The sequence below is a fragment of the Ktedonobacter racemifer DSM 44963 genome, assembly GCF_000178855.1.
In the GTDB taxonomy this organism is placed as follows: domain Bacteria; phylum Chloroflexota; class Ktedonobacteria; order Ktedonobacterales; family Ktedonobacteraceae; genus Ktedonobacter; species Ktedonobacter racemifer.
On record NZ_ADVG01000003.1, the window covers coordinates 701,507 to 722,239 of the forward strand.

A 20,733-nucleotide genomic window follows, 5' to 3' on the forward strand; every position below is an offset into this window, starting at 1 on the left:
AGATTCACGCATATTTTGTAGTAATTCTTCTAAAATCGCGCAATATTTTTGCACGAATGTGCATTGACAGTGACTAATTGACGCATTATACTGGGAACAGAACGATATGATCACATCTTTAAAGTAGAAAATGGAGCTTAGATCTTCTATGAAAGTGTTAGTCACTGGTGGCACCGGCTATATTGGCTCACATACAGTGCGAGAACTAACAGCCCGCGGCTATGATGTGGTGGTGATTGATACGCTGGAGAGAAGTAGCAGGCAGACAATTGGTTCACTCCCCTTCTATCAAGGAAGTATTACCGATGATGCGTTTCTTGAGCGCGTCTTTGCACAGGAGAAGCCCGGCGCAGTTATTCACTTTGCCGCCTACAAAGCGCCGGGTGAGTCGATGCTCGAGCCAGAAAAATATTTTCGTACCAACGTTGGCGGGAGCATCTCGCTGCTCGAAACAATGGCTCGCCATCAGGTGCGCTTCATTGTGTTTTCGTCCAGTTGCTCTGTCTTTGGTACCCCTACGCAACTGCCCGTCACGGAAAATGCCCCGTTCAGCCCAGAGAGTGTGTATGGCGAGACGAAGCTGATGGGCGAGACCTTGCTCAGGTGGTTTGAGAAAACGCGAGGCATTCGCTATGCGGCGCTGCGCTATTTTAATGCATCAGGCGCCTCGCTCGACAATGTAATTGGAGAAGACTGGGACCGCACACAGAATCTGATTCCCCTGGTAATGAAGGCGGCGCTGGGTGTTACCCCATCGATCAAGGTGTTTGGCACTGATTATCCTACTGCGGATGGGACGGCTGTGCGTGACTATATTCACGTGGTGGACCTGGCGATTGCGCATGTGAAAGCGCTTGAGTATATCCAGCGGACCAATACCAGCGAGGCCTATAATCTGGGAACGGGCGTGGGCAATTCGGTCCAGGAGGTGATCAATGCAGCCAAGCGTATCAGTGGTGTTGACTTCAAGGTAGAATATGTTCCACGCCGCCCTGGCGATCCTGCGGCAGTCTGGGCTGATTGTCACAAAGCAGAAAGTGAGCTGGACTGGAAGACCCAGTATGATCTGGAAGTCATTCTGCAAACGGCCTGGAGGTGGCACAGCACGCATGTGCAGGGTTTTCGTAACTGAGCACATGCCACCTTCAGAGACCAGGGGGCATCCCAACCACTATCCAGAAGACATTGCCTGAGATATTCGGTAGAGCGTTCCTTCTCATTATGTATGGAGTATGCTATGACACTACCCCCAACAGCGCACCAGACAGAAGCTATCTGGGAAGAGCGCTGGCATCCACTACGTGAGGAGTGGGTGGTTATCGCCGCCCATCGGCAAAATCGTCCCTGGATTGGCGCAACGGTCGAAAACACAGCCGCCTCTGTCCCATCCTATCTTGCAGATTGCTATCTCTGTCCCGGCAACCAGCGTATCAGTGGTCAGAGCAATCCGCATTATGAACGGACGTTTGTATTTGATAACGATCATCCCTGTGTTGGTCAGGATGCGCCCGACGAATTGACTATTCCTGCACCCCCTAACCGCGTACGCCGCGCCCAGGGACATGCACGGGTAATCTGTTATAGTCCATTACATAATTTGACGCTTGCCGAGATGCCCCTTGCTCATATCACTGAAGTGGTCCAGGTCTGGCAACAACAAACGCTGGATTTGGGCAAGCGCGATGATGTGAAGCACGTGCTCTGCTTTGAGAATAAGGGCGAGGTGGTTGGAGTCTCCAATCCACATCCACATGGCCAGATCTATGCAACCAACTTTGTGTTTAAGACAATTGAGCAAGAATTGCAAGCCTCGCAACGCTACCTGAATGAGACCGGGCGTAGCCTCTTTGCGGATATCATTGCCGCTGAGCAGACCGATGGTCGGCGTATTCTTTTTGAAGATGAGTATAGCATTGCGTTTGTCCCCTATTTTGCTCGTTATGCGTATGAAGTTTATCTCGCACCAAAGAGAGGCGTTCCACATATTCACGCCTTGACCGACGCGGAAACGGCTTCTTTGGCACAGGCACTCAAGCAGGTGACGGTGCGTTTTGATAACCTCTGGCAGATGCCCTTTCCCTACGTGATGCCGTTGCACCAGGCCCCCTGTGATGGTGGAGACTATCGCGCCTATCACTTCTTCATTGCCTTTCACCCACCCTTGCGACGCCCAAATGTGCTCAAATATCTAGCTGGCCCTGAAATCGGAGGTGGAAATTTCATCAGCGACACGTCCCCGGAGGCGAAAGCCGCTGAACTGTTGGCTCTACCAACGACGCATTATCGAGAGTTGCGAGGTGTGAAATGATCGCAAATGCAGCCAGGCTCCTGGCCCAGTTACGCACTATCCATGCCGCCATTCGTGACGCGGTGGTGACTGTTTGCGAGCAACAGGCCATTGAGCAACTCTCGCTGGTGGTGGCGGAACAGGCCGGTGATACCATTTTCGCCATTGATCGCATCTCTGAAGAGGTCTTGATCGAACATTTCAGCGTCCTGTCCCAGGAACGCTCATTTGTGTTAATCGCAGAAGGCCTGGGTGAGGATGGAATCATGACTTTTCCTGCGGGAACTGCGCCTGACGAGGCAGAGTTACGTATCATTATCGACCCCATTGATGGGACACGAGGGTTGATGTATCAGAAACGTGCGGCCTGGATTTTAACAGGGGTGGCTCCTAATCGTGGTCCCCGGACCGGTCTCCACGATATCGAGATAGCGCTTCAGACAGAGATCCCGCTGGTCAAGCAGCACCTGAGCGATACGCTCTGGGCTATTGCGGGCCAGGGCGCGCATGGCGAGCGCGTGAACCGCATAACAGGCGAGCACTCTCCGCTGCAGATCCAGCCATCACAGGCTACAACGATCGCCAATGGGTATGGTAGCATCGCGCGTTTCTTCCCAGGTGGCCGCGCCGAACTGGCAGAGATTGAGGATACGGTGATTGATCGTATCCTTGGTCCAGGAAGCGAGGGGAGGGCGCGCACCTTTGAAGATCAGTACATTGCATCGGGTGGCCAGCTCTACGAATTATTGGTGGGGCACGATCGCTGGATCGCGGACCTGCGCCCCGGCATTGATGCCCAGATGCGCGCTCGGGGGCAGATTTTTGGCTTATGCGGCCATCCGTATGATCTCTGCACCGAGTTGATTGCGCGTGAGGCGGGGGTCATCGTGACCGACGAGAATGGAGAACTGCTTTCAGCGCTACTCGATGTGACCTCCAACGTCACCTGGATCGGCTATGCCAACCAGGCTATTCAGCAGCAGGTCGCTCCAGTGTTACACGACGCGCTGCGCCAGCGAGGGCTTTTCACCTCTCAAACAACAAAGGAATACACATAATGTGGCGATTTACACACTTGCCAGGGTCGACACGGGCGGACGCCGAACGCTTTCTGTCGAACCTGAACAATCAGACTGATTTTTTCTCTCCCCAGCAATCAGTAGTGGTGGCGCGCGCGCCTGGTCGCCTGGATCTGATGGGCGGAATCGCCGATTATTCGGGCGCGCTCGTCCTGGAGTTGCCGCTTGCCGCCGCCACCTGGGCCGCAGTCCAGTTCAGCGATGAGTCAGCAATCACGCTCCGGAGTACAGGGGTTGAGGATCCACCGCAGGTGACGATAGAACTCGCCGAACTCGCCAGGCTGGATTATGCCGCGGCACACACCCTCCTCACTCGTGATCCCGAGCGTTCCTGGGCAGCCTATGTCGCTGGGTGTCTGATTGTTTTACAACGTGAGTGTGGGTTGATATTGGAGCGTGGCCTGCGTCTCTTTCTCCACTCAAATGTTCCGGCAGGCAAGGGCGTCAGTTCGTCGGCCGCGCTCGAGGTTGCGACCATGCAGGCGTTATCTACGCTCTATGATCTGCATATCGCTGGTCGTGAGCTGGCACTTCTCTGCCAGAAAGTGGAAAATCTCGTTGTCGGGGCGCCATGCGGTATTATGGACCAGATGACCTCGGCCTGTGGCGAGCAGGATAGTTTGCTGGCCCTGCTCTGCCAGCCAGCTGAATTGCAGGAGAGCATCACGCTTCCAAACGAGCTAGAAGTCTGGGGAATTGATTCAGGGATTCGTCATGCCGTGACCGGCGCAGATTATGGCTCAGTACGCATCGGAGCTTTTATGGGCTACCGCATCATTGCTGACCTGGCTGGTCTGCCAGTCCAGACCCATGGTGAGCGAAGCGTTTCCATCGAGGACAGTAGATGGCAGGGCTATCTAGCAAATATTTCCCCCTCGCTCTGGGAGAGAGCTTATCGCGATCGTCTTCCACACCAGATCAATGGCGCAGCCTTTTTGCGTCAGTACCAGGGTTCGACGGATAGCGTGACACGTATCGACCCAGCGCGTACATACGCAGTTCGTCAGCCGACGGCCCACCCAATTTACGAGCACCATCGCGTACGCCTCTTCCGCGCCCTACTCGCGCACCCAGTGCTCACTGACGAAGACTGCTACCTGCTCGGCGAGCTGATGTATCAATCACATGCCAGCTATAGCGCTTGTGGCCTTGGCTCAAACGGAACCGACCGTCTGGTAGAACTGGTGAGTCAGGCCGGACCTACAGCCAATCTCTATGGCGCAAAGATTACTGGCGGTGGCAGTGGTGGAACCGTCGCAGTCCTTGCCCGACGCGGCTCACAGGCGCAAATTGAACACATTGCTGCAATGTACGCGCAGGAGACAGGGTATGCTGTTGAGATTCTGGGAGGCTCTTCTCCCGGAGCAGTTGCCTGGGGATATCAACAACTTGTCGTCGCGTGAGCTTCGAAGAATAGGGAAGAGGGACCTGCCTCTTATCTGTCGATTGGATGCTTCGTACATGCTGTGGTTTTGCTGGAGAGAAACAGTATACTTTTCTTCTGTATCACTATGAGCGGGATGGGTGGACACCATTGAGAGCAGGAGGGATACGTTTCATGCTCTTAATATCCAGGAGGAAAGTATGTCAAGGAAGAGACACTTTCGACTACTATCATTTGCCATTGTAGCGCTGCTACTCTGTTCCGTCGCGGCAATGGTCACGCTACAGTCGCCTGGTGCTGCCAGAGCAGCCAGCGTACCAACGGGTCTGCATGTGGTAGGAAATCAGATTGTAGATGGCAGTGGACATGTCTTTGTATCCCATGGGGTAGACCGTATGGGCACGGAATACCAGTGTACCAAGAGCGCGACAAACGCGCCAACCGACTTCGACGGGCCAGTCGACCAGGCGACAGTCAACAATATGCTGGCCTGGGGCATCAACAGCGTACGTGTACCTCTGAATGAGGACTGCTGGCTGGGCATCAATGGCTTTCCCGCCAACGGGAAATCGTCCGCGCAATACCAGGCAGACATTGTCAATTGGGTGAATTTGCTGAACGCGAATGGCCTGGTAGTCATTCTTGATCTGCACTGGAACAATTCCGGGAGCAATCAGTCGACAGGCCAGCAACCAATGACGGACCTGGATCACTCCCCAGCCTTCTGGACCTCGGTGGCAAATACGTTCAAGAGCAATTCATCGGTGATCTTTGATCTGTATAACGAACCCCACGACATTAGCTGGACCTGCTGGCTTAGCGGTAGTACGGCCCCCCAATCGGGGAACTGCTCAGGCGTGGGATTTGCCGTGGCTGGAATGCAGACGCTGATCAACACCGTGCGTGCCACAGGAGCGACCAATATCCTGCTATTGGGCGGCCTGGCGTGGTCAAATGATCTCTCGCAGTGGCTGGCGAATAAGCCCAGCGATCCGCAGAACAATCTGGCCGCCTCAGTACACATCTACAATTTTAACGCGTGCTCCAACAGTAGTTGCTGGGATTCGCAGATCGCACCAGTCATCGCGCAGGTACCGGTGATCGCTGGTGAGATCGGCGAGAATGATTGCGCATCTGGTTTTGTCAATACATTGACGAGCTGGTTCGATTCGCATAATACCGGGTATCTGGCCTGGACCTGGACAGCCAGCGGCAACTGCGGCGGCACACCAGCGCTGATTAGCGACTGGAACGGTACGCCGACGAACTTTGGTGCTGGGTACAAAGCGCACTTGCTCTCACTGGGTGGCGCGCCTACGCCCACGCCAACCGGGACTTCAACCAATACGCCTACGCCTACTCCAACCACCACGAGTACGCCTACGCCTACTCCAACCACTACGAGTACACCTACGCCTACTCCGACCTCCGGGAGTTGTAAGGTAACCTACACGGTGACAAATCAGTGGACGGGTGGCTTTGGCGCGGCCTTTACGATTACCAATACCGGGTCAACGCCAATCAACGGCTGGAGCCTGCAATTTGCCTTCCCTAATGGGCAGACAATCACCCAGTTGTGGAACGGGAACTACACGCAGAGCGGGGCCAACGTAACGATCACCAACCTCTCCTATAACGGAAGCATTCCCGCGGGAGGCACGGTAAGCTCGGAACCTGGCTTTAATGGGTCCTGGAGCAGCGCTAATAATCCGCCGACCTCCTTTACTCTCAATGGTTCTCATTGTAGCGTCGGATAAACATCGTAAACGAAGCAGGCGGCTGGTCAGTCGCCTGCCTCGTCTCACCCTCGTCTCACACCCAATTTTCCGCTCGACTCACTGAACACAAATAATTTCCAGTATCCATTCCACCATGAGAGACAACGGGATGATATTCCACTAGTACTCTGTCAAAGTTGATTGGAAAGGTGGGGAGTGCAGAGGGGCGTCAGCCCCTCTGCGTCTCAATTCCCTGCCGCCGCAGGCGGCATGAAACCTTTTCCATGAAGATTGACAGAACACTAGATAGTCCTGAATGTTTCCTTAGTCCAAGGAAGGAAAAGGAAAATAATGATGTTTCATCGCCTCACCCGAAAAGGATTTTTCGTAGTAACATTGGTGTTTCTCCTCTTAGCGTTTGTGTGCAGCATGCCTTTGCTCAAGGCATCGGCCGCCGATACCCTCGGTTCAGCAGCAGCGGCAAAGGGCCGTGTCTTTGGGGCTGCAGTCACAGGCAATCTCCTTGGCACGACACCGTACACGACCGTTTTTGATCGTGAGTTCACAGGCACCACTCCCGGCAACGAAATGAAATGGCAGACGACCGAGCCTTCGCAAGGTACGTTCAATTTCGGACCTGGTGACGCCATTGTCGCTCATGCCCAGGCTCATAACATGAAGGTTCGTGGTCATACCCTGGTCTGGCATAACCAGCTTGCAAGCTGGGTCAGCAATATCACCTCGGGTACCGCGCTCTTGAGTGCTATGCAGAATCATATCACCGGTGAAGTGAGCCATTATAAGAGCGAGATCTGGTACTGGGACGTCGTCAATGAGGCATTCAACGATGATGGGACACGCCGGAGTGACATCTTCCAGAATGAAATCGGGAACAGCTATATCGAAGACGCCTTTGTGTCTGCTCACGCGGCTGATCCCAATGCCAAGTTGTGCTACAACGACTATAACATCGAAGGCGTTAATGCAAAGAGCACAGCCGTCTACAACATGGTCAAGGACTTCAAGGCACGTGGTATCCCCATCGACTGTGTCGGTTTCCAGTCGCACCTGATCGTGGGTCAGGTGCCATCAGACTTCCAGACCAACTTGCAGCGCTTCGCCGATCTCGGCCTTGATGTACAGATTACGGAGCTGGATATTCGTATGCCAACTCCTGCCAGTAGCGCGAACCTTCAGCAACAAGCGACCGACTACAGTAAGGTTGTATCTGCCTGTCTCGCAGTTACCCGTTGCAACGATATTACAACATGGGGTGTCGGAGATCCGGACTCATGGATACCAGGCACCTTCTCTGGTCAAGGGGCAGCACTACTTTTTGATGACAGCTACAACCCGAAGCCAGCATACACTGCGGTTATTCAAGCTCTTGGTGGCGGGATAAGCGTCACTCCCACGCCGATCGGGCAGACTCCCACGCCGACCCCAATAAATACACCGTCCCCAACACCAACCCCATCGCCTGTTGCCGGAGGTGTCCATGTGGCCTATCAGGTGGTGGACCAGTGGCCGAGCGGCTTTACGGCGAATGTCACAATTACCAATAATACTTCGACGGCCATTAATGGATGGATATTAAAGTTCGCGTTTCCTGGAACGCAACAGATTACCAATCTCTGGAATGGTCAGGTGACGCAATCCGGGAACCAGGTAACTATTACTAATGCCAGCTATAACGCGACGATTGCTCCGGGAGGCTCTATCTCGCTGGGCTTCAATGGGAGTTGGAACGGAAGCAATCCTGCCCCAACCTCGTTTACCCTGAATGGGACGCCGACCAGGTAATTCATTTTCACAAACTGGACGGACCTAGAGGCCTATCAACAGGCCTACGAACAGCTCCTACGGGATCTCAAAAAGACACCTCACAGGAAAATGCGTGAGAACTCAAGACCAGAACGTCTCGTGGTAAATTCACTCAAGGGTGAATTTACCACGAGACGTTCTCAGAGGAAAAGGATTATTGACGCAGGCGTAAGGTATAGAGATCTTGCTGCTGAATGGCTGCGGCCTGCCTGACAAGCTCCTGGATATCATCGTAGACGTTGAGAAAGCGGCCCGTGAGCAGGTCCGCTTTTCCGGATGCCAGGAAGACGACCAGTTCACCAACTCGCTCCGCCGGGATCTCTGTCTCATCATAGATCGTACGGAATTCCGGCACCCACTTGTTTGCTTCCTCAGAGTTCACCAGATAGTCTGCCATGGCGGTCCGTACCGAACCTGGATGGATGGCGAAGATAGAGATGTCGTATGGCCTGGCCGAAATGGCTGCGCTCTCTGTGAGGCGTGTGACCGCCGCTTTGGAGCTTGTATAGGCAGTAGAGTGTGGACGTGGCAGATTACCGGCCCCGCTGGATATATTGATGATTCTGCCCTGACGACGCTCGATCATACCTGGCATGATGGCGTGCATACATAGAAATGTGCTGAAGAGATTGCCTTCCACGTCCTTCAACCACTCATCGGGATCGACCAGCCACAGCGGTCCAAGAGCATAGTGACGCCCTGCGTTGTTCACAAGGATATCCACCGGCCCCAGCTGCTGCACAACTTGCTTGGCCATCTGTACGACTGCCTGACGATCGCTTACATCTCCAACAATCGCGATTGCCTCGCCCCCCATCTCCCGGATGAGCATGGTCGTTTCTGCCAATTGTTCTTCAGATCGTGCTACTACTGCAACTGAGGCACCTTCTGCGGCCAGGGCCAGCGCAATCGCTCGCCCAATCCCACGGCTGCCACCAGTGACCACCGCTACCTGACCTATAAGAAGTTGTTTGTGATCATGCGTATTTACCAAAGATATATTCCTTCATTTAAACTTGCTCAGATATTTCACCTCAACCAGCCTCTCAACACAAAAAGATAAGCATCAGTGTATTACGTCTTGGCGCCATTGTCAAACAGTTCTCCCAGCCATTAACTGTCTACGGGGTGTCTAGCGCATGTCATTGTGTGCCAGAGAAGAGTTAGCTACAATACAAATAAAACCAGTCATTTTAGTATAGTAACATTACTTACGGCACTCAGGCATCTATGGAAGGAGGTGATGAATCGATAGGTGTGAACTGCCCGCGATTTTTATGATGGAACATCAATGTCACGAGCAGGCGGGCAATATTAGGATGACCTGCATCCTCTGGGTTAACATCTTTCATAACAAGGAGGTTAGAATGACCAGGAAGAGGATCTCTCAATCCATATCGCTGGTAATCATAGCAATCGCGCTTGTGATTTCTGGCGTTTTAGGCGTCCAACGTATTCCGGTAGCGTATGCCGGTCCGGGCGCTACTCAAGCCACATCTACTTATACCCAGCGTTTCCTGACGTTGTATGGCGAGATCAAGAACCCGGTAAACGGGTACTTCAGCCCACTGGGCATCCCCTATCACTCGGTGGAGACGCTCATCGTTGAAGCGCCAGACTATGGGCATGAAACGACCTCGGAAGCCTTCAGTTTCTGGCTCTGGCTGGAGACGACGTATGGTGAAGTGACGGGAAACTGGCAACCCTTCACGAGCGCCTGGGCGACGATGGACAAATACATGATTCCATCGCATGCCGACCAGTCGACCAATAGTGGTTACAATGCTAGCAGCCCCGCGCAATATGCGCCCGAGTCCCCCAACATCACCGATTATCCGACTCAATTGTCTACCAGCGTGTCTGTGGGACAAGACCCACTGGCGAGCGAACTCCAGCAGACCTACGGCACCGCCGACATCTACGGTATGCCCTGGCTGCTGGACACCGACAACTGGTACGGCTACGGCCATTGTGGGGATGGCACAACCAAGCCGTCCTTTGTGAACTCGTACCAGCGCGGTGCCTCAGAGTCAGTCTGGAAGACGGTCGTTCATCCAGAGTGTGAGACGTTCACCTGGGGCAGAAACGATGGCACCGGCTTCTTGAGCCTCTTCAACACACCGGCTTCGGGTGGCAGCTACTCGCAGCAGTGGCGCTATACCGATGCCCCTGACGCTGACGCGCGTACCGTCCAGGCGGCCTTCTGGGCCTACACATGGGCAAGTGCCCAGGGGCAGGCGAGCGCAGTTGCCAGTCAAGTTGCCGAAGCCTCGAAGATGGGTGACTATCTGCGCTATGGTACGTATGACAAGTACTTTAAGACGTTAGGTTGTACGAGCACGAGCTGCGCAGCTGGTAGTGGCAAAAACAGCTCGACCTACCTGCTGGACTGGTACTACGCCTGGGGCGGGGCGGTCCCCTCTTCCGGTAGCTGGGCATGGCGCATTGGCTCCAGCGCGGCTCACCAGGGTTATCAGAACCCTCTGGCCGCGTGGGCGCTGAGCAGCGTGCCCGCGCTCGAACCGAAGTCTCCAAGCGCGCCCGGTGACTGGGCAACCAGCTTGCAACGCCAGTTGCAGTTCTATACGTGGTTACAGTCGTCTGAAGGCGCGATTGCCGGTGGTGCGACTAATAGCTGGAATGGCAGCTACGGCGCTCCTCCTGCCGGTACTTCGACCTTCTACGGCATGGCATATGACTGGCAGCCAGTATACCACGATCCACCCAGCAACAACTGGTTCGGCTTCCAGGCCTGGTCCATGGAGCGCGTCGCCGAGTACTATTATGAGACTGGTAACGCGATGGCTAAATCGATCCTGGATAAATGGGTTGCCTGGACCAAGTCGGCGACGACGGTCAACTCCAATGGGACCTATGCCATCCCCTCGACCCTGAACTGGAGCGGCCAGCCGGGTGGTAACTGGACTTCCAGCACGACCTCGGTGAACAATTCGGGCCTGCATGTGACCGTGGTGGACACCACAACAGATGTAGGTGTAGCGGCTGCCCTGGCCAAGACGTTGCTCTACTACTCCGCCAAGTCCGGCGATACTGCGTCGCGCACCCTGGCCCAGACGCTGCTGGATGATATGTGGACCAACTACTCAGACAGCATTGGTGTTTCCAACCCGGAAACCCGCAAGGACTACAACCAGTTTAACGACTCCGTCTCTATTCCTTCTGGCTGGACGGGAAAGAACGCTCAGGGCGCGACGCTGGATTCGTCAACGACCTTCCTCACTGAGCGCCCCAAGTATCCATCGGACCCCGCCTGGTCGAAGGTGCAGACGTACCTGAACGGTGGTTCCGCGCCTACATTCAACTACCACCGCTTCTGGGCGCAGTCCGATATCGCTATGGCCATGGCCGATGTCGATATCCTGTTCCCAAGTTCGTCAGGAGGGACACCCACGCCCACACCGACCCAAACACAAACCGCTACGCCCACACCGACCCAGACCACGACACCCACGCCCACGCCGACTCAAACCACAACTCCGACGCCCACGCCAAGCTCAACACCAAGCCCGACACCCACCCCCGGCACTGCCTGTAAGGTGCAGTATACGGTGACCAACCAGTGGCCTGGCGGCTTTGGCGTAAACATCGCGATCACCAATACCGGGAGCACGGCGATCAACGGCTGGACGCTAAAATTCACCTTCCCCAATGGCCAGACGGTCACACAGGTATGGAACGGGACCTTCTCACAGCAGGGCAGTGCGGTGACCATTACCAACCTCTCGTATAACGGCTCGATTGCTCCGGGCGCCTCACTGAGTTCCGCCCCTGGCTTCAACGGTTCCTGGAGTGGCAGCAATTCGCCTCCCACTTCCTTCACCCTCAATGGCACGACATGTAGTACCTCCTGAACCACTTCGGGCCAGTTATGGGCTTTAAGAGATTCACCAGACAATAAGCCAACTGGCCCGACGCTATGAACGTACGCGCCTTACATATCCAGGTCATATGGAGGCGCGTACGTTCATAGCGTCGGGCCACACACGCCTGAACAATCTTAGTCTGCTGCGAAAGGAGTCGCGCCTTGCTTACACGAAACGAGGGTGACGGCCATTGCGCCATGTATTGGTTTCTTCTGTCGCTAACGATGCTCTTGCTTTTACAAGCATTTGCCAGTTGTAGCACCAATGCTCATACGACCTCTCTGCCCCCTGGTCCAACGGCCTCACAGACCCAACCTGTGCCAACCTCTGCGCCACCAGTACCAACTTCAACGTTACAGCCATCAGCCCTGCATGGGCCGACAAACTTCCTACTCGCTACGCCCCTCAACTTTTCCAGCACTAGTGGGGCGACAAAGGACAACAATGGAGCAATCACACCCCTGGCTGTGAATGCCATCAAAACAGAGATCACCGGCGAACTGAAACGCCTCCTCTTTGTGGTCGACAACAGCGATCACGTCAAAGTCTATAGTCCAGGAGCATCGCCCATAACGGCCCAGGTTACGCTACATACAGATGGCGGCACGGCTATCGACTATACCCAGGTGGTGAATTCCGAAGCGGGCTCCGTCACTATCACGTTTAATGGCGTATTACTCAAGGACCAAATGACGGCCACCTATCAACAGCAATACGCCCCTTCCATCCTCATTAACGCAAGCACGAGCGCGGTAGCAGTCGTCTTCACAACGCAAGTGAGGTGGATAGAAGCAAAGCAGATACCAGCCGCGCCTGGGCATGGGCAATATCAGCGCACGAGTAATGGTGGGATTGCCCTCTCCTGGTCCGCGGGGCAGAATGCTACGGCGTACAACGTGTATCGCCTGATCTCTGATCATGATCAGCAGTTTCAATTACTGGCTACGGTAAAGGATACCTCGTATATCGACGATTCAGCGGAAGCCATACACGATGTCCACTTAACCAAAGGGATGACCTATGCCATTTTCTCTCTTGGGCCAACCGGCGTTGAAAATCCCGGTGGTATCATCATAGCCGTAGCGCAATAAATTTTCGTTTATCTGACACTCATCTTGACGATTCGGCCTTATAGCTCTTGAGGGTTGTGGTGCTGGACACCTGCGGTGTCCAGCACCACAACCCTTTTGGCATAATAAACCTTCCAGGAGCTTTAGTTTACTTGTTATTGACAAACAAGCAAGCTAAAGCTTATAGTAACAAAGTCTAAACAGAAATGTGTATAAGGTAAAAGCATCTTTTACCGATTTTGCATTTCAGGAGGTTCACATTCTCAATTAGAACCATTCAGGCATACTCACGCGCGTCATGAACCCCATGCCTCAAGCCAGGGGTCTCTACAAAGCCGATTTTTTAGATGAGGAAGGGCGCAAGAAGCCACCTTTCTCATAGAAAGTATCTTTGTATGGGAAAAGGATTTCCATTTCGTTTCGGGTTATTTTGTCACAACACCACACCCTCTCTTGAAGAGATGGTGAAGCAGGCCAGCCTGGCCGAGCAGTTGGGGTATAACAGTTTTCTTCTTCCTGATCATATCGGGGATCAGTTTGCCCCTGCCCTGGCACTGGCCCATATAGCCCATGCAACCACCAGACTACGTATTGGGAGCATGGTCTTCAATAATGACCTGCGTCATCCCATCCTCCTAGCAAAAGAGGCCGCAACCCTGGATCAGCTTTCTCATGGGCGCTTTGAGTTGGGTATGGGCGCCGGATGGATGGAATCAGAGTATCGCCAGCTTGGACGCTCCTTTGATTCCCCTCGCACGCGTATCGAAAGGTTGACAGAATCGATTGCGGTGCTAAAAGCCTTTTTTTCGCAGGAGATGTTGTCGTTCTCCGGCCAGCACTATGCTCTCGAAAGGGTCCCCTGCCTACCCAAACCACTTCAACAGCCTTTTCCCTTGTTCCTGGGGGGAAGTGGAAAAAAGATGCTCTCCCTCGCAGCTAGAGAAGCAACCTGTGTTGGCCTGGTACCGAGAACACGTCATGCCGAGCGAGCCGGGCATATGAATGATGTTCTTGATGGAGAAGATGCCTTGCCTGAGGCAACGCATGAGAAAATCGCATGGATACGCGAGGCGGCGGGAGCACGCTTTGAACAACTCGAATTGAGTATCATCCTGATGGATGTATGTGTCACGGAAGATAGACCCTACGCCCTTCAGCAGTATGCCCATCGTCTTCAACTCTCACCGGAACAGGTCGAGCGCTCACCATTTCTTTGCATTGGGACAATCTCAGAGATTGCCCACCAGGTCGCTTCTCTCCGGAACACCTACGGCATTTCCTATGTTGTTGTATGGGATGAGCATTTACGCTCATTTGCTCCCGTTGTGGAACAGATGACAGGAGCGAAGTAGAAAAATCCTGTAATACACACGAGCCCAAAAAAGAACAGGGATGTTCTTCACTTAAATTTTCTACCTTCACTAAGAAATGAGGAGTATTATTGTGGCTCAAGAATCTATCCGTGTTACGCAACCAGAAACGAACGCTCTGACCCCCGAAAAACGCCTGCACACGAATGCGATTGGTCTCTTTGGAGTCTTGTATTTCTGCCTGGCTGGAGCGGCTCCTATCGCCGCAATGTTCTTTAACGTTCCCTCTATTGCGGCCCAGGCAGGGGCCTCTACGCCGCTCGTGTTTCTCCTTTCGGCCCTTGGCCTGCTTCTACTCGCGTTCCCAATGCTTTACTTCGCCAGGCGCGTGACGTCCGCAGGTGGTTTCTACGCCTGGATCAGTCACGGCCTTGGTCCCCGCGCGGCCTTTACTGCTGGTTGGCTCATGTTGGGAGGCTATGCGATCTTTGAAGCGGCCTCCCAGGCAGCCTTTGGCGGACTCACCGACAACACGCTTTCAACCTTTTTGAACTTTCATATGCCTGGAGGCTGGCTTACCTATGCAGCTCTGGGCATCATTCTGGTAAGTATCCTGGCCTATTTTGATGTCAAGTGGTCCGTTTGGGTGCTTGCCCCTTTCCTTGTGTTGGAGATTGGAAGCCTCCTCATCTTTAATATCGTGATTACGCTCAAAGGGGGCGTAGCCGGACACGATTTCGTTCATACCTTTACTCCAGCAGGCTCAACGCTCAAAAACGTCGCGCCGGGCGGACTGTTAGGTATCGGTATTGCGATGGCGCTGGGTGTCTGGAGTTGGGTTGGCTTCGAGTCTGGTGCCGTGTATGGGGAAGAATCGCGCAATCCACGCAGAACCATTCCCATTGCCTTATTCAGTGTGATCGCTGGCCTGGGCATCCTCTACATCTGGACGACCTACTCCGCCATCATTGGTCTGGGGTGGGAACATGCAGGAGATGTGCTGGGCAATATCGCCAATGCGCCTGGACCCTACTTTGATCTCGCGGGAAATTTTGTTGGCAGCTGGCTGGTCGTCTGTATGCTGATCGCCATCAGTGTGGGAACTTTCGGCGCCAACGTATCCTTCCATAATGGCATGACACGTTACCTCTATAGCATGGGACGGGAGCAAATTTTACCCTCCAGCTTTGGGAATACGCATCCTCGCTGGAAGAGCCCTCATATCGCTAGCATTGCCCAGAGCGTCTTCTCATTGCTGGTGGTTGGCTTCCTTGGCCTGGTCATTCAACACGCCAACAAGGATGGCAGCGTCTCCTATGCTCTTGGCATCGCCGATGGCACAACCTATCAGCAGACCAACGGCATTAGTTCCTATGGGTGGCTCGCCATCATCGGCACCATCTGCTTTATGCTAGTGTATATTCTCGTCAATATTGCCGCTCCCGTCTATGCACGCCGACGCGGAGAGTTCCGTGTGTTTACGCATGTGATTGCTCCCATTCTCAGCACGATTGTCCTTCTCATTCCGCTAACATCGTTCATTATGCCCCCCTTGCCTGGTATCGGGGCTTTCTTTACGGGACTAGGGTTCGCCCCGACCCCGTTCCCACTCAATATCCTTCCCGCCTTTGTCCTGGTATGGCTGCTCATTGGTGCTGGTTATGCCCTCTACCTATACCGCAGCAATCCGGCCCGCTTCGAGATGCTTGGCCATATCATCTCGGGCGAGGACGGAAACCCAGTGATCGAGCCAGGAGTGCCATCCGAAGAAGCCAGCGAACAGACGCCTATTGCAGCTCCCGTTGCCTCATCAGAGGTGGTCGATACAGAGGAAGAAGCTGTCTCCGAAGAAGACGTGCGTGCAGAAGAGCCTGCCGGGAAAGAAGACGTCTAAGCGCACCGTAATCGCTAAATTGTAGGCCCCAGCCTTGCCTGGACCTCTGTAAGCAGAGAAACATACCAGACTCTCATACGCTTCGGGAGCCTGGTATGTTTTTGTCCTCTATTAATAGTCAGCAAGATATTCCTGGCGTTGCCAGGCCAGCGCGGCCAGGTCAGCTTGTTGGCGAACGTACTCCTCCTGACGTTGCAGTTCCTGGCGTTTGACCTTCAGGTAAATGTCTGTAAACTCTACGCCAAGGATTTCACGAAGAGCGGTGTCGCGTTCGAGGGCATCGAGTGCTTCATGCAAGCTCTTCGGAAGCGCGGAGATCTCCTCGCTCTCCTCCGCAGGCCCTTCGATGAGCGGGTGTGGCTCTTTAGCCTCCCGAATACCGAGCAGAATACAGGCTGCGACAGTCGCAATGGTGAGATAGGGATTGGCGAGGGCCGAGGGGAGGCGATTCTCCAGGTGAGTTCCTTGCCCGCGCGAGTTTTTCGCGCGCACCAGGGCCGTGCGATCATCGAGTCCCCAACTGAGATTGACTGGCGCGAAGGAATGATACTGGAAGCGGCTCCAGCAGTTGGGTGTCGGCGATAGGAGTGCTGCGGCGGCAGGGGCGTGGGCAAGCATACCTGCGATGGCATAGCAGGCAAGCTGCGAAAGTCCATGAGGGTTGTCCTGGTCGAGAAAGATGTTCTGGCCCTGGGCATCCCACAGGCTAATATGAGCGTGTGCACCACTGGCCGATTGATCCGGGAAAGGTTTGGTCATAAAGCTCGCATGATATCCCAGCTGTTTGGCGATGGCTTTCACAGCCTGCTTAAAGGTGTATGCATGGTCGGCAGCGATGACGCCTTCCTGCTCGCCAAAAGTTAACTCATACTGACCGGTGCCATACTCCGCGTTGCAGGTCCGCATCTCAAGCCCCATTGCCTTCAAGTGCCTCATCAACGCGGGCAAGACAGGCACCGCCAGGTTACGTTCAGTATGAAAAATATGCAGTCCCTCGAAGACGGGTCGTAAGGTGGTGAGGTCTCTCAGGTCATGCAAGAGGTAAAACTCGTGCTCAAGGGCCACCCTGGCAGTGTACCCCTGCTGCTCAAGCTGTCGCAGGACTTGTTTCAAGACGAGACGCGGCGCAGCGGTCAGAGGAGTCCCATCGGGCCAGCAAGGATCGCAGATGACACGCGCAGTCTGGTCGAGCCAGGGTACAAGGGTAGCTGTCGAGAGATCAGGGAGGAGCACCGCATCACTATAAGCCCGCTCTTCGCTGTGGTAAGTTTCGGGAACCAGGTTTGAACCACTATCTACGGTTCCCAAAACCCCTATCATGTGCAATCCATGCTGCTCATTTGAAGAAGCCTTATCATTGGCACTAAAGAGAGCTTCTGTGTAGGGTAAGGAAAGAGTTTTAGCGCGTGGCATTCCTGCCAGGTCGGGAATTTCCCAATGAACCAGCTCTACCTGGGCCTCTTTCCAGCTTTTTAGGATACGCTGAACTGGTGTCGAGAGAGATTCATGTACTGACATGCTTGCTCCAAATATACATATTTGCCACTCTTAAATTCAGGCAAAAATATTCATTGCCTGGCCTTCATAAAAAAGGCATAAAAGAGATAATTGCTTTTATTATAATCTGTATCTACCATATTTTAGCTACTACTATGGAAAAAAGCAATTACGCTGGTAATTGTAAATTTTGGAATTCCGTGGGTCTTCCACGGGTTTGGTGAAAGCTCTTCACTAGGACAAGAGCGAGGTTCTGGTTCTCTGTTCAAAGAGCACAGGGTTTTTGTTCAATAAGCTCATCCTTCACCAAAGGAGCGGAAGACCCATTCCGTGAGCGGAAATTTTGACAATTAGGTGAGCGGTCGGTTATGCTGGGCAAGATAGCATGCATGCTATTGGTTCCTGTCTGGAGCAGTTTGCCATGACGAAACCGCCTATTCCGCTTACGGCCCTTTCAGAAGCCCAAAGAGCACAAGCCACTCAGCGCTTTACGATCATTCGTTCGGCTCTGGAGGATGGCGTCACCCAGACCCAGGTTGCGTCTACTCACAACATTTCTGTGAGTACGGTACGCCGGTGGGTGAAACGGTATCGTGAGAAGGGCTTCGCTGGTCTAGCTGACGCGAAGGGAGAGCCTCCAGGCTTTGTGGCGACAAAAGCCTGGAGGCGCTTTGCAGAGATATGTGATGGCTGTCGGCGCACGCGCGTGGTCGGCCTGGGCTATGGCCCCCCCGGCACGGGCAAAAATGAAGAGCTTTTGGTGACGCGCCGCTTTTCCTGTCACATTGAATTGTTGATTGTCGATTCAGAACATCGGTTGAGCTGTCTCAAAACCGTTTGGTTTGCTGAGACGCGTCTCAGCAAACCAAACCTTACCCCTAGTTTTTCTCGGCCATTGCCGGCAGATTTTTGAGCATCACCACGATAACCACTGCGATGATGGCAAGCACTCCTGCACTCAGCAGTGCGACCGTGTGATATTCCTGCACGAAGGCATTTCTGGCAATGGAGAGGACGTCGCTCCCAAGTTTGCCAGGAAGGTTCCTGCCCGTTGACACCGCTGTTGCTAATGTTTCTTGAACTGCGTGAGTAGCATCGGCAGAAAGCTCGTGGGGGAGGGTTGTGGTTTGCATACGATAGACAAACGCGCCGATGCTCCCGACCACCGCCACACCAAGGGCAAAGCCGAATTCATTTCCCGTTTGAGAAACAGCAGCAGCCGCACCAGCCCTTTGTGGCGCAACAGAGCCGATCACGATGCCCGTACCTAGTGTCACGAGCGGCCCCGACCCAAGATTAAAGAGCGCAAAGCCGATAAGAAGCGCCACCAAGCCACCACCGACATTCGTCAGGCACAGAATCAGCAAGCCAATGATGGAACAGACAAGCCCTAATGCAATCAGATAGGCTGGCCGAATCGTACGAGCAAGAGAAGGCGACACCTGAAAGCCAATAATAGACGCCAACATGGCCGGAATCATCCAGAGTCCCGCTTGCAATGGTGAGAGTCCCGCAACCAACTGCAAATACTGCGTCGAAAGGACCATGACGCCGCCAGGAAACATCGTATTCATCAGCATCGCAACGAGCATAAGAGTGAAAGCGGGCTTCTTAAAGAGCGTCACGTCCAAAAGCGGATCGGGCAATGTGCGCTGCTGACGCACAAACACTACACTCAACAACATACCAACAAGCAACGCTACGACCGGCAACACCTGCCAACCGTAAGCCGCTAATTCTGTCATGCCATAGATCAGCGAAAGGATCGCCGCGAGCGACAAGCACACACTTGGAAAATGAAGCTGGGCCGCATCAGGGTTCTTGTACTCCGGCAGGAACTTCTTGCCAAGCAGCAGAGCAATGACCATGGGAGGCACACCCACGAGGAAGACCGAACCCCACCAAAAATGCTCCAGCAGCACCCCTCCAACAAGCGGCCCCACAATTGACCCGCCGATCAAACAACTCAGCCAGATACTAATAGCCCGTGCATTCTCCTTCGGATCGGCAAACATATGCCGAATGAGCGAGAGCGCTGCGGGAGCAATCATGGCACCAGCCACTCCCAGAAGTGCCCGCGCGAAAATCAGCATCTCGGCACTTTGCGAAAAAGCCACCAGAAGGGACGTCGCCCCAAAAGCCGCGCTCCCAAGCAGCAATACTTTACGACGGCCTATGTGGTCTCCGAGTGTCCCCATCGTAATCAGAAAGCCTGCCAGCAAAAAGCCGTACATATCTGTGATCCAAAGGAGCTGCGTCTCACTTGCGTGTAAGTCCTGACTGATCTTTGGAAGCGCCAAGAGCATCACAAACAAATCAATCGCCACCACCAGCGAAGTCATCCCCAGGACAGCAAGCCCGAGCCATTCTTTCCTCGTTGCTTTCCTGGGCGATTCGGTCTGAGATTTCTCCCTGGTCTTTGTGGTTTCTGTCATCGTGTTTTTCCTTCTACCTGATATATTCTCGTCCTGTCATCCGTCTTTCTTCACTGTCGTTCCATGCGATAGCAAAGCACATGACCGAAGAGTGGATGGTTCGGTTCCATGCTCTTTCTTCCTGGATATCACGGCACATGTATAGAGGAGCAGAGCCATTAGAGACTGCGCCCTCTCATCCCTGGTGCCAGGAGGCTGTGGGCATGGCGAATGAGCCTGCCGCAGGGAGACGCTTCTCAAGCGCATTCCTGGCAAATGCTCTGTCGGTTCATGCACCACGCCCACCAATGGCCACGAGGTTCTGACGCAAGGTCAGGCCATCACCTCTCAAAAGCGGCTTGAGCCTGATCG

The 20,733-nt window shown here is 53.9% G+C and carries 14 protein-coding genes; 11 read left to right on the plus strand and 3 right to left on the minus strand.

Going from position 1 to position 20,733, the window contains the following annotated elements; genetic code table 11:
- Positions 1–148 precede the first annotated feature (148 nt).
- The 6 genes from galE to KRAC_RS32105 all read left to right on the plus strand — a co-directional run bounded on the left by galE (position 149) and on the right by KRAC_RS32105 (position 8,271).
- A complete protein-coding gene (gene galE / locus KRAC_RS32080) occupies positions 149–1,132 on the plus strand; it encodes a UDP-glucose 4-epimerase GalE (protein ID WP_007914522.1) in 984 nt (327 codons plus the stop codon).
- A 105-nt stretch (positions 1,133–1,237) separates the two neighbouring features.
- Positions 1,238–2,308 carry a galactose-1-phosphate uridylyltransferase gene (gene galT / locus KRAC_RS32085; RefSeq protein ID WP_007914524.1) on the plus strand — a complete coding sequence of 357 codons (1,071 nt, stop codon included), beginning with the start codon at positions 1,238–1,240 and terminating at the stop codon, positions 2,306–2,308.
- The gene (locus KRAC_RS32090; protein ID WP_007914525.1) at positions 2,305–3,345 is read left to right on the plus strand and encodes an FIG domain-containing protein; all 1,041 of its coding nucleotides are present in this window, start codon (positions 2,305–2,307) and stop codon (positions 3,343–3,345) included. Before galT ends, KRAC_RS32090 begins: the two co-directional genes overlap by 4 nt.
- Positions 3,345–4,769 carry a galactokinase gene (locus KRAC_RS32095; RefSeq protein ID WP_007914526.1) on the plus strand — a complete coding sequence of 475 codons (1,425 nt, stop codon included), beginning with the start codon at positions 3,345–3,347 and terminating at the stop codon, positions 4,767–4,769. The genes KRAC_RS32090 and KRAC_RS32095 overlap by 1 nt, the downstream gene beginning before the upstream one ends.
- A 181-nt stretch (positions 4,770–4,950) precedes the next feature.
- Complete coding sequence (locus KRAC_RS32100) at positions 4,951–6,507, plus strand: cellulase family glycosylhydrolase (RefSeq protein ID WP_007914527.1); 1,557 nt, start codon at positions 4,951–4,953, stop codon at positions 6,505–6,507.
- Between the two features lie 312 nt (positions 6,508–6,819).
- Positions 6,820–8,271 carry a glycoside hydrolase family 10 protein gene (locus tag KRAC_RS32105; protein WP_007914528.1) on the plus strand — a complete coding sequence of 484 codons (1,452 nt, stop codon included), beginning with the start codon at positions 6,820–6,822 and terminating at the stop codon, positions 8,269–8,271.
- Positions 8,272–8,446: 175 nt separating this feature from the next.
- On the opposite strand, the gene KRAC_RS32110 is transcribed toward KRAC_RS32105, so the two are convergent.
- Positions 8,447–9,286, minus strand: coding sequence for an SDR family NAD(P)-dependent oxidoreductase (locus KRAC_RS32110; RefSeq protein WP_007914529.1), 840 nt, complete (start codon positions 9,284–9,286; stop codon positions 8,447–8,449).
- Positions 9,287–9,659: 373 nt separating this feature from the next.
- Between KRAC_RS32110 and KRAC_RS32115 the strand changes: the two genes are divergently transcribed.
- The 4 genes from KRAC_RS32115 (at position 9,660) to KRAC_RS32130 (ending at position 16,450) form a co-directional block, all read left to right on the plus strand.
- Complete coding sequence (locus KRAC_RS32115; protein ID WP_007914530.1) at positions 9,660–12,164, plus strand: glycoside hydrolase family 48 protein; 2,505 nt, start codon at positions 9,660–9,662, stop codon at positions 12,162–12,164.
- A gap of 173 nt (positions 12,165–12,337) precedes the next feature.
- On the plus strand, positions 12,338–13,267 hold the full coding sequence (locus KRAC_RS32120) for a hypothetical protein (RefSeq protein WP_007914531.1): 930 nt from the start codon (positions 12,338–12,340) through the stop codon (positions 13,265–13,267).
- Between the two features lie 374 nt (positions 13,268–13,641).
- Entirely contained in the window at positions 13,642–14,598 is a 957-nt protein-coding gene (locus KRAC_RS32125; protein WP_007914532.1) for a TIGR03621 family F420-dependent LLM class oxidoreductase, read from the plus strand.
- Between the two features lie 91 nt (positions 14,599–14,689).
- Positions 14,690–16,450, plus strand: coding sequence for an APC family permease (locus tag KRAC_RS32130; protein WP_007914533.1), 1,761 nt, complete (start codon positions 14,690–14,692; stop codon positions 16,448–16,450).
- 111 nt (positions 16,451–16,561) lie between these two features.
- On the opposite strand, the gene KRAC_RS32135 is transcribed toward KRAC_RS32130, so the two are convergent.
- Positions 16,562–17,968: a glutamine synthetase family protein gene (locus KRAC_RS32135; protein ID WP_007914534.1), complete on the minus strand. Its 1,407-nt coding sequence runs from the start codon at positions 17,966–17,968 to the stop codon at positions 16,562–16,564.
- A gap of 400 nt (positions 17,969–18,368) precedes the next feature.
- On the opposite strand from KRAC_RS32135, the gene KRAC_RS32140 reads away from it, so the two are divergent.
- Positions 18,369–18,860, plus strand: coding sequence for a helix-turn-helix domain-containing protein (locus KRAC_RS32140; RefSeq protein ID WP_007914536.1), 492 nt, complete (start codon positions 18,369–18,371; stop codon positions 18,858–18,860).
- Here KRAC_RS32140 and KRAC_RS32145 read toward each other — a convergent pair.
- Positions 18,826–20,382 (minus strand): MFS transporter, encoded by a 1,557-nt coding sequence (locus KRAC_RS32145; RefSeq protein WP_007914537.1) that lies wholly within the window; start codon positions 20,380–20,382, stop codon positions 18,826–18,828. The genes KRAC_RS32140 and KRAC_RS32145 overlap by 35 nt on opposite strands.
- Positions 20,383–20,733 lie beyond the last annotated feature (351 nt).

Coding starts and splice junctions, on each gene's coding strand:
- galE (WP_007914522.1), top strand. CDS start 149: ATGAAAGTGTTAGTCACTGGTGGCACCGGCTATATTGGCTCACATACA.
- galT (WP_007914524.1), top strand. CDS start 1,238: ATGACACTACCCCCAACAGCGCACCAGACAGAAGCTATCTGGGAAGAG.
- KRAC_RS32090 (WP_007914525.1), top strand. CDS start 2,305: ATGATCGCAAATGCAGCCAGGCTCCTGGCCCAGTTACGCACTATCCAT.
- KRAC_RS32095 (WP_007914526.1), top strand. CDS start 3,345: ATGTGGCGATTTACACACTTGCCAGGGTCGACACGGGCGGACGCCGAA.
- KRAC_RS32100 (WP_007914527.1), top strand. CDS start 4,951: ATGTCAAGGAAGAGACACTTTCGACTACTATCATTTGCCATTGTAGCG.
- KRAC_RS32105 (WP_007914528.1), top strand. CDS start 6,820: ATGATGTTTCATCGCCTCACCCGAAAAGGATTTTTCGTAGTAACATTG.
- KRAC_RS32115 (WP_007914530.1), top strand. CDS start 9,660: ATGACCAGGAAGAGGATCTCTCAATCCATATCGCTGGTAATCATAGCA.
- KRAC_RS32125 (WP_007914532.1), top strand. CDS start 13,642: ATGGGAAAAGGATTTCCATTTCGTTTCGGGTTATTTTGTCACAACACC.
- KRAC_RS32135 (WP_007914534.1), bottom strand. CDS start 17,968: ATGTCAGTACATGAATCTCTCTCGACACCAGTTCAGCGTATCCTAAAA.
- KRAC_RS32140 (WP_007914536.1), top strand. CDS start 18,369: ATGACGAAACCGCCTATTCCGCTTACGGCCCTTTCAGAAGCCCAAAGA.
- KRAC_RS32145 (WP_007914537.1), bottom strand. CDS start 20,382: ATGACAGAAACCACAAAGACCAGGGAGAAATCTCAGACCGAATCGCCC.